Origin of the sequence: Paracoccus sp. (in: a-proteobacteria), from assembly GCF_039808215.1 — a bacterium.
GTDB lineage: Bacteria > Pseudomonadota > Alphaproteobacteria > Rhodobacterales > Rhodobacteraceae > Paracoccus.
The window spans coordinates 1-9,621 of the sequence record NZ_JBDHSP010000094.1 but is presented as its reverse complement, the minus strand read 5'-3'; the positions used below and the strand labels follow the sequence as shown (position 1 = coordinate 9,621).

8 protein-coding genes are annotated in these 9,621 nt (G+C 66.7%); 1 reads left to right on the top strand and 7 read right to left on the bottom strand.

Annotated features, from left to right (window positions below):
• Nucleotides 1-216: 216 nt before the first annotated feature.
• From caiE to WMK75_RS17255, 3 genes are read right to left on the bottom strand one after another with little or no spacing between them, the layout of a single operon-like run.
• Nucleotides 217-822, bottom strand: coding sequence for a carnitine operon protein CaiE (gene caiE, locus WMK75_RS17265; protein ID WP_347268827.1), 606 nt, complete (start codon nucleotides 820-822; stop codon nucleotides 217-219).
• A 59-nt stretch (nucleotides 823-881) separates the two neighbouring features.
• The gene (locus WMK75_RS17260; RefSeq protein ID WP_347268826.1) at nucleotides 882-3,008 is read right to left on the bottom strand and encodes an acetate--CoA ligase family protein; all 2,127 of its coding nucleotides are present in this window, start codon (nucleotides 3,006-3,008) and stop codon (nucleotides 882-884) included.
• A 24-nt stretch (nucleotides 3,009-3,032) separates the two neighbouring features.
• Nucleotides 3,033-4,202 (bottom strand): acyl-CoA dehydrogenase, encoded by a 1,170-nt coding sequence (locus WMK75_RS17255; protein ID WP_347268825.1) that lies wholly within the window; start codon nucleotides 4,200-4,202, stop codon nucleotides 3,033-3,035.
• Nucleotides 4,203-4,412: 210 nt separating this feature from the next.
• Between WMK75_RS17255 and WMK75_RS17250 the strand changes: the two genes are divergently transcribed.
• Entirely contained in the window at nucleotides 4,413-5,315 is a 903-nt protein-coding gene (locus WMK75_RS17250) for a GlxA family transcriptional regulator (protein ID WP_347268824.1), read from the top strand.
• A gap of 63 nt (nucleotides 5,316-5,378) precedes the next feature.
• Here the strand turns inward: WMK75_RS17250 and WMK75_RS17245 are convergent, their stop codons facing one another.
• From WMK75_RS17245 to WMK75_RS17230, 4 genes are all read right to left on the bottom strand, one after another.
• The gene (locus tag WMK75_RS17245) at nucleotides 5,379-6,173 is read right to left on the bottom strand and encodes an SDR family oxidoreductase (RefSeq protein WP_347268823.1); all 795 of its coding nucleotides are present in this window, start codon (nucleotides 6,171-6,173) and stop codon (nucleotides 5,379-5,381) included.
• Nucleotide 6,174: 1 nt separating this feature from the next.
• Nucleotides 6,175-6,960 (bottom strand): enoyl-CoA hydratase-related protein, encoded by a 786-nt coding sequence (locus tag WMK75_RS17240; protein WP_347268822.1) that lies wholly within the window; start codon nucleotides 6,958-6,960, stop codon nucleotides 6,175-6,177.
• A 62-nt stretch (nucleotides 6,961-7,022) separates the two neighbouring features.
• Complete coding sequence (locus WMK75_RS17235; RefSeq protein WP_347268821.1) at nucleotides 7,023-8,681, bottom strand: BCCT family transporter; 1,659 nt, start codon at nucleotides 8,679-8,681, stop codon at nucleotides 7,023-7,025.
• A gap of 194 nt (nucleotides 8,682-8,875) precedes the next feature.
• A complete protein-coding gene (locus WMK75_RS17230; protein ID WP_347268828.1) occupies nucleotides 8,876-9,259 on the bottom strand; it encodes a MaoC family dehydratase in 384 nt (127 codons plus the stop codon).
• Nucleotides 9,260-9,621: the final 362 nt, after the last annotated feature.

The following is a 9,621-nucleotide window of genomic DNA, read 5'->3' as shown; positions in this document are numbered from 1 at the left end:
TGAACTCGGCCGTAAACCGTCTGCGTGTCTTCATGCTGGATCGTCCTTTTCATCGGTCGATCCACCTTATGCCCCTGGCCGCGAATGCTGCGGCACCGAGAACCATCCCTACGAGCTCTACCTCGACCTTGACGGCATCGACCATCGCCGCACCAGGATCCGAGTGACCATGGCGAGGTGCGGCATGGACCATGGGTGTGACAACCGCATGGCGGTTCATCTGCCTGCTTTCGCGTGGATCGCCACCACATCGGTCGCGCCGCGCAAGCGCGGTCGATTGGCCTCAGCCGCCGGCAGAGCCTCGGCCGGATGCATTCCCCTGCGCGACCGCGCTGCCAGTTCCTGATATTCCCGGGTGTTCAGCGCCATCCAGGCGACTTCCTCGGCGGTGACTTCGCGTCGGACCGATGCGGGCGAGCCGACGAGCAGCTGGCGCGGCGCCCCCCGGAAGCCCGCCTTCACGAGGGAATTGGCAGCAACGATGCTGTCAGGACCCAGGACGGCCCCGTCCATCACCACGGCATTCATGCCCACCAATGTGTTGCGGCCAACGATGCAGGAATGCAGGATCGCGCCGTGGCCGATATGGCCGTCCTCTTCGACGACCGTATCCATGTCGACATATCCGTGCATCAGGCAATGGTCCTGAAGATTGGCCCCGGCCTTAAGGATCAGCCGGCCGAAATCGCCGCGCATGCAGGCGAATGGGCCGACATAGCAATCGGGTCCGACGATTGCATCCCCGATCAGGACTGCCGTCGGATGGACATAGGCGCTGGGATCGACGACCGGGACAAGACCTTCGAATTCATAGATCGGCATGGCGTTTCCTTGCTTGGAGAGGACTGTCCCCACCCCTGGGGGGCAGGGACAGACGGTCGTCACTCGGCGGCCAGACGCCCGCCCGGCTTGGACGGAACCTGCGAGATCAGCGCATCCGCGGCGATGGCGCCCTGCCCCCGGGGCATGGCGAACAGCGGGTTCACGTCCATTTCCATCACGCTGTCGGCATGGGCGATGGCATAATCGGCCACCGCCATGGCGGCATCGACAATGGCCTCGATGTCGGCGGCGGGCTTGCCGCGGTAGCCGGTCAGCAGCCGGGCCATCTTCAGCTTGCCCAGCGCCCGGCGCACATCGGCGCGCGTCGCCGGCAGGATCAGCGCCTGCGAGTCCTCGATCAGATTGACCAGGATGCCCCCGGTCCCGACCACCAGCGCCAGGCCGAACTGCGGGTCGCGCTTGACCCCCAGGATCAGTTCGGCCACCGCGCCCGGCACCATCTTTTCGACCAGGAAGTGTTCGCCCGCGCCGGGGATGGCGGCGACATTGGTCGCGATCTCGGCCACAGCATGCTCGACCTCGGCGGCATTTTTCAGGTTCAGCTTGACCGCGCCCATTTCCGTCTTGTGTGCCAGGGCCGCGCTGACCGCCTTGACCACGACCGGGAAACCGATCTCGGCGGCAGCGGCGGCGGCTTCGGCCGCGGTGACCAGACGGCCGGGGGGAATGCCCATGCCGCGCTCGGCCAGCGCCAGCTTGCTGTGCCATTCGTCGATCAGCAGCGGCTCGCCCCGGCAAGCGACCGGCGCGTCCAGGACCAGTTGGCGCAGGTCTCCGCCGGCCATGATCTCGGCCCGGCGCTGGTGATAGCCGGTCACCGCAGCGAGACCGCGAAAGCCCATGTCGATGCCCTGCAAGGGGGCGATGCGGTTCTCGATCAGACGCTCGCGCGCGGCTTTCGGCAGCAGCTCGGGGATCGAGGCCATCACCGCCGCCTGGGCGCCGGTGCGGGCCTTGGCCATGATCAGCGCCTCGACCGCGGCGTTCCAGGGCTGATGCCCGGCCAGCCCCTCGCGCGGATAGTCCAGCACGAGAATGGTCAGATCGGCCTCGCCCGCCATCACGGTGGCAAAGCAGTCGGCCATGGCCTGGGCATTGCCCCAGAGCGAGGTGTTGTAGTCAAGCGGGTTCGACACGCTGGCAAATGAGGGCAGCTGCGCGCGCAGCGCCGTGACCTGCGTCTCGGCAAAGCGCGGGATGGCGAAACCGTATTCCGATGCCGCATCGGCCGCCATCGCCGAATCCCCGCCCGAGCAGGTCAGCACGTTCAGCCGCCGCCCCTTCAGCGGGCCGTCCAGCGCCGACAGCAGCTTGAGCGCCTCGAGCATCTGCGACAGCGAGCTGACCTGGATCACCCCCAGCCGGTCGAACAGCGCCTGATAAAGCTCGCGCGAGCCGGCAAGCGAGCTGGTATGGCTCATGGTCAGCTCGGCCCCCAGGTCCGAGACGCCGGACTTCAGCGCCACGATGGGCACGCCCTTTTCCAGCGCGCGCGCGGCGGCGGCGGTGAAGGATGCGATGTCGTTCAGCCCCTCGAGATAGATGCCGATGGCGTCCACCCGGTCGTCGTCGATCAGCGCATCGATGTAGTCGCCGATGCCCAGCACCGCCTGGTTGCCCACGCTGATGACATGGGCCAGCGGCAACGAGCGCTCGGCCATCGTCAGGTTCAGGCCGATGTTGCCGCTCTGGCTGAGGATGGCGACCCCGCGCGACACCGGATGCCCGCCGTGGATGTCGGGCCACAGCGACACGCCGTCCACATAGTTCAGGATGCCGTAGCAATTCGGCCCGACCAGCGCCATGTCGCCCGCCGCCTCGACCAGGCGGTGCTGCAACTCGGCGCCCGCGCCGCCGATCTCGGCAAAGCCCGCCGCGTAGCAGACGCAGCCCGCCGTTCCCAGGGCGGCCAGTTCCGCCACCGCCTCGACCGTCGCCTCGCTGTTGACCGCGATGAAGGCGGCGTCGGGGGCGATCGGCAGATCGGCGATGGTCCGGACGCAGTCAAAGCCGGCGATCTGCTCATGCTTGGGGCTGACGACGAATATCTCGCCGGTGAAGCCGCTGTTGATGCAGTCCCGCACCGAAGAGGCGATGTTGCGGCCGCCGATGAACGCCACCGAACGCGGGGCGAGCAACCGCTTGAGGTTGTCCTGCTTGCTCATTCCATTTCCCCTGTGATCCAAGGTTCAGAACCAGTCGGTGTAGATGCCGAGGCCGCGCTTCTTGATCTGCCCGGCGATGATGACGCGCTGGATTTCGGAGGTGCCTTCCCAGATGCGGTCCACGCGGGTGTCGCGCCACAGCCGTTCCACGGCGTTCTCGCGCATGTAGCCGCGGCCGCCCAGGATCTGCACCGCCTTGTCGCAGACCCGGCCAACCATTTCCGAGCAATACAGCTTGCAGGCCGCGATGCGGGCATGAGCCAGCTTGCGGTCGTAATTGTTGGCCATGTCCCAGGCGCAGCGATACATCATGCTTTTCGCGGCCATGATCTCGACAGCCATGTCGGCCAGCATGAATTCGATCGCCTGGAAATCGCGGATGCTCTGGCCGAACTGCTTGCGGTTGGCGGCGTATTCGTTCGCCTCCTCAAGCGCGCGCGTCGCCCCGCCGATGCAGCGCGCCGCGATCCCCAGCCGGGCCTCGACGAACCAGTCCTTGGTCATGTTGTAGCCTTCGCCGATCCCGCCAAGGATCTTGTCCTCGCCCACGATCACGTCCTCGAAGATGTATTCGGGGTGCTTGAAGGCGAAGTGGTGGGTGTAAAGCGGGGTGCGCTTCAGGATCACGCCGGGCAGGTTCTTTTCGACGAAGAACACCGTCGGCCGGTCGGGATCGCCGTCCACATGCGCATGGACCAGGAAATAGTCCGCCACATCGCCCACGGTGACAAACCACTTCTCGCCATTGATCTTCCAGCCGCCGGGCACCTTCACCGCGGTGGTCTGGACCTGGCGCGGATCGCTGCCCGCCTCGGCCTCGGTGATGGCATAGGCGTCGCGGCGCTTGCCGGCATTGGTGGGCAGCAGGTATTCCTCGCGCTGCGCGGGGGTGGCATAGCGCAGCGGCCAGGCCGGCTGCCAGACCACGTCCCAGACCGCGCCGGTGAGGCGGCCGAACTGCTCGTTGATCAGCGTCTGCTCGAAGACGTCATAGCCCTGGCCGCCGTCCTCCCTGGAATGGTTGATGGCGTTGAAGCCCCACTCGACGACCTGCGGGTTCAGCCTGGCCAGGGTTTCGGCCGAGAGGCCGTCGTTTTCCTCGCATTCCATCTCGACCGGCATCAGGACCTGGTCGACGAAATCACGGGCCTTCTTCTGCAGCGCCTGATGTTCGGGAGAGAGATTGAAATCCATGGGTTCCTCCTCTGGCGGCGCCTCCATTCCGGTCCCTGCGCCGCGATTTCCGGGTAATCGTCAGCCGGGCGACCGGCCTTGGACAAAAGCTAGCGCAACCCGGCCGCCCCACTTGACCGAGCGCGGCATCAACTTGCACAATCGCGGTCGGCTGCAGGGTGGATCAGGGTGCCGCGTCGCTTTCACATTCTCATGCTGCCGGCATTCTCCATGATGGCGCTGGCCGCGCTGATCGAGCCGCTGCGCGTTGCCAACCGCTTCGGAGGCGCGCTTTACGAATGGGTCTTCCTGTCGGCGGACGGGCATCCGGCACGGGCGAGCAACGGCCTGCCCTTTGCGGCCGACGCGGCGATCCGCGATGCGGGCCAGGTCGAGACGGTCGTCGTGGTGGCCAGTTTCGATCCGCTGAAGTCCGTGACCCCGGAGCTTCTGGGCTGGCTGCGCCAGCAGGCGAGGGCCGGTGCGGTCCTGGGTGCACTGGACACCGGAGCCTGGGTGCTGGCCGAAGCGGGGCTGCTTCAGGGCAAGCAATGCACCATGCATTGGGAGGCCGTGCCGTCCTTCCTGGAAACCTTTGACGGCATCGAGATCTCGCTCAATCTGTTCGAGCTGTCGCCCCGGCTGTTCACCTGCGCCGGAGGGACGGCGGCGCTGGACATGATGCTGGCGCTGATCGCCGATGAACACGGCACCGATCTGGCCGTGCGCGTGGCCGAGCAGTTCATCCACAACAGCCTGCGGGTGCGCTCAGATTCGCAGCGCCTGTCGCTGGTCGAACGGCTGGGCATTTCCAGTCCGAAGCTGGTGCAAGCCATCCAGGCGATGGAAAACAACCTCGAGGACCCCTATGATGTCGAGGATCTGGCCGGCGGTGTCGGCGTCACCCGCCGCCAACTCGAGCGGCTGTTTCGCGCCCACCTGAACGACACGCCGAGCAATTTCTACATGAAACTGCGGCTGGCCCATGCCCGGCGGCTGCTGCAGCAGACCGAAATGTCGATCACGCAGATCTCGGTCGCCTGCGGCTTCACCGCGGCGGCGCATTTCTCGCGCGCCTACAGCACGCGATTTGGCCGCTCACCGAAACGCGACCGAAAGATCTTCGGGGACTAGCCCCAGACGCGGATGGCGCCGGACGGAACCGGCGCCACGCTGGTCGCAAGGCATGGGCCGGGATCAGTCGAAGGCGACCTGGTCGCTGGCGCCCTTCATGTGTTCGCCGCCGTCGATTTCCAGCATCGTGCCGGTGACAAATGCCGCGGCGGGCGACAGCAGATAGGCCACGGCCTGGGCGACCTCGTCAATCCGACCGAAGCGCGCCAGCGGCAGCCGCGCCGTCGCCCTGGCCAGTTGTTCGGGATCATAGTTGTCAAGCCCCGAGGTCGCGATCGTGCCCGGGGCGACGGCGTTCACGCGGATGCCGTGACGGCCCCATTCATTGGCCAGCGTCCGGGTCAGGTTGACCACGCCGGCGCGGGCGGCAGCGGAATGGGCCATGCCGGGCAGGCCCGAGGCCAGGCACAGCACGATGTTGACCACGCTGGCCGGCCGCCCGGCCTGGATCGCGCGCCGCGCCAGCGCCTGGGTCATGTGGAACGTCCCGTTCAGGTTCAGGTCGACGACGCTGCGAAAGCCGTTGGCTGAAATGTCGATTGCCTTGGCCGCGAACTGCCCGCCGGCGTTGTTCACCAGAAGGTCGGGCAGCCTGCCGTCGCTCTCGAGCCCGGCAAACATCGCCTCGACCGCCTTGTCGTCGCGGATGTTCAGGCCTTGCCAGCTGGCGTCGATGCCCTCGGCCCGCAGGGCGTCAGTGGCCGTGCGCAGCCGGTCCTCGTCGCGCGCCACCAGAATCACCCGGGCGCCGAGCTGCCCCAGCAGCCGGGCAATGCCCAGGCCGATGCCGCTGCCGCCGCCGCTGATCAGTGCCGTCTGCCCGGCGAAAAGCCCGTTGCGATAGATGGTGTCCAGCATCTCAGCGCCCCTCCCAGACCGGATCGCGACCCTCGGCAAAGGCGCGGGCGCCCTCGAGGGAATCTTGCGAGGCCAGCATGGCCTGATAGGCGGGAATCGCGCCCGAGCGCATGATGCGATAGCCTTCCTCGACGGACAGATGCCCGGTCTGCGTCAGAATTGCCCGGGTCGCTGCGACTGCCAGTGGCGCGGCGGTGCAGATCCTTTCGGCCAGTGCGCGGGCCGCGGGCAGCAGATCGCCAGGGGCGACCACCTCCGACACCAGCCCCTGCTGCAGCGCCTGAGCCGCGGTCAGGCGCTCGCCGGTCAGCAGCATCCGCGTCGCCAGGGCGCGCGGCACCGCCTTGGGCAGGCGCAGCACGCCGCCGGAATCGGCGACGATGCCAAGCGTCACCTCGGGCAGGAAGAACTGCGCGGTGTCGCTGGCCAGGACGATGTCGCAGGCCAGCGCCAGTTCGAACCCGCCGCCTACCGCCAGGCCGTTGACCGCGGCGATGACCGGCTTTCGGCGGTCGTGGAACTCGGTCAGGCCGGCAAAGCCGCCGGGGCCATGGTCGGCATCGACCGCCTCGCCCTGTTCGGCGGCCTTCAGGTCCCAGCCTGCCGAGAAGAAACGCGTGCCCGCCCCGGTCAGGATGGCGACGCGGGCCTGCGGATCGGCCTCGAAGGCCGCGAAGGCGCTGTAAAGCGCCCGGCTGGTCGCCACGTCGATGGCGTTGGCCTTGGGGCGGTCAAGAGTGATTTCATGGATGCCGCCATCACGGCGGATGTGGACGGGACTGGTCATCTCGCGTGCCTTTCGTGACGGATGGGAAGGGCCGGCGCGGGGCGACCGCGCCGGCGCAGCGCCTATTCGGCCGGGACGGCGGCGGATGGCAGCGCATCCTCGTCGCCGCGGGCAGCCTGCGCGGTCGCCGGTCCGTGCTGATCAAAGCGCGACTGATGCCCGGGCGGGATGGGCAGGACCAGCTGGCGCCCGGCGATCTTCGGGCCGAAGTCGCGCTTGGCCCAACGCAGGAACGACAGCGTCACGATCACCAGCACCGGAATCATCGGCAGCGCCACGATGACGGTCGAAAGCTGCACCGCCTCAAGCCCGCCGACGGACAGCAACCCGACGCCGACAAAGGCGATGGCAAAGGCCCAGACCATGCGCAGCCAGCGCGCGGGCTCTTCATAGCCGCTCAGATTGCGCGAGCAGACCGATGCCACCATATAGGCCGAGCTGTCCAGCGTCGTGGCAAGGAACACGAAGCAGAGCGCGGTGAACACCGGCAGGATCAGCCAGCTGGCCGGCAATGTGCGCAGGATGGCCACCACCGCGGCGGGCGTGCCGGATTCCTTCACGATCGCGCTGACCTTCAGGATGCCGTGCAGTTCCAGATGCAGCGCATAGCCGCCCCAGATGGCGAAGAACGCCCAGCAGCCAAGGCTGCCCCAGCCCACGCCGTTCAGGATCAGTTCGCGGATGGTGCGCCCACGCGAGATGCGCGCCACGAACAGCCCCATCATCGGCGTATAGGCAATCCACCAGGCCCAGTAGAACACCGTCCAGTCCCGCGGGAAGCTGCCCTGGGCCACCGGATCGGTCCAGAAGCTGATGCGGAAGAAATTGTCCATGAACAGGCCGAAGCTGTTCGACCACAGGTCGAGCAGGAACACCGTCGGTCCGACCACCAGCACGACCAGCAGCAGCAGGACCGCGAGGCCCACGTTGATGTCGCTGAGAATCTTGATGCCGCTGCCCAGGCCCTGCCACACGCTCCAACCGAAGATCAGCGTCCACAGCGCCAGGATGCCCATGCTGAGGCCAAAGGACTTGGGCACGCCCAGCATCTGCGACACGAATTCCGACACCAGCGGCACCGACAGGCCCAGCGACGTGCCGACGCCGCCCATGATCGAGAAGATCACCACGATGTCGATGACCCGGCCCAGGTTGCCGTCCACCGCATTGCCAAGCACGCCGCGGCAGGCATGGCTGAGGCGCACGACATTTTCCTGCCGGACATACAGCGCATAGGCGACCGGGATCGCCGGCAGCAGGTAAAGCGCCCATGGCACGAAGCCCCAGTGGAACATCGGATACATCGCCGCCCATTCCGCCGATTCGGTGCTGCCCGGGGCATGGCCCAGCGGCGGGGTGTTCAGGAAATAGATCGGCTCGACGAAGGCCCAGTTCACGATCGAGATGCCGATGCCGGCGCAAAACAGCATGGCGATCCAGGCGAACTTGCCGAATTCGGGCTCGTCCTCGGCCCGGCCCAGGCGGATGTCACCATAGCGGCTGAAGGCCAGCCACAACATCATGAAAAAGCCGCCTGCACCGGTCAGCAGGTAAAGCCAACTGAAATGCATGGTGATGAATGCCAGGATGCCGCCCAGCACCGCCTTGGCGGCATCGGACATGAGCGCCATCGGCAAGCTGACGCCGAAGACGGTGATGATTCCCGCGAAGAAGATCGTGCGATCGACCTTCTCGAAGGACAGGAAGCCGGATTTGGCCATTGATTTTCCTCCTGATCAAGCAACCGGGTTCCTCCGTGGAGCCTTGCGGAACCTCCCCGCCCTGTTGCCGTATGGTGAATTCGATTGTGAGAGCGCGCCCGTTCTGCGATGTGACTGAGTGCGACAGGAAGATGCGCCATCGCGACGAAGCGCCACATTGTCCCCACCGCCCGGACCGGCCGGCGGGGCGCCGGTCAGGGCCGCGCGGGTGCAATCACCAGCGCGCGCCCGCGCAGCACCACCGCCCCGGCCACCCGGCAGGCGCAGTCGAGCGTGACCCGGCGCCGCTCGCGGCTTACCTCGAAGACCGTGACAGTGGCCTCGATCCTGTCGCCCGGCCGCACGGGGGCGAGAAACTCCAGGTCCTGTTTCAGGTAGACGGTCCCCTTGCCGGGCAGATCCTGCCCGATTACCGCCGAGATCAGGCTGGCGGTCAGCATCCCATGTGCGATCCTGCCCTTGAACATCGTCGTGGCGGCATAGGCATCGTCCAGATGGATCGGGTTCAGATCGCCGCTGATGCGGCCGAACAGCTCGATATCCGCGGCCGACAGCGTCGTATGGCGCGTGCGCGACATGCCCGGCTGAATCTCGTCGCTGTAGACGGCGCCCGGGCCTGCCGCCCGGCCCCTGTCCCGCGCGAATGTCTCTGGCGGGTTCTCTTCAGGGAAATGCACAGCGTCCATCCTGTCCTCCTCGTCTTTCGGGCTGATGCTGGTCGGGTCATCGCCTGTCATCCGCAGGTCTGTCCCATGCCCCGCAGCTAAGCCGGATCGCCGCAGGGCGATGAGGCTGGGCGCGACGCCAAGATGACCCGGTGCGACCATGGACCGGCGTTGACCTGCCACTGGTCTTTCGTCCAGCGGTCAGAGGAGGTGCCGGTTTCTGAGACAGGGGCATAAGGTGGATCGACCGATGAAAAGGACGATCCAGCATGAAG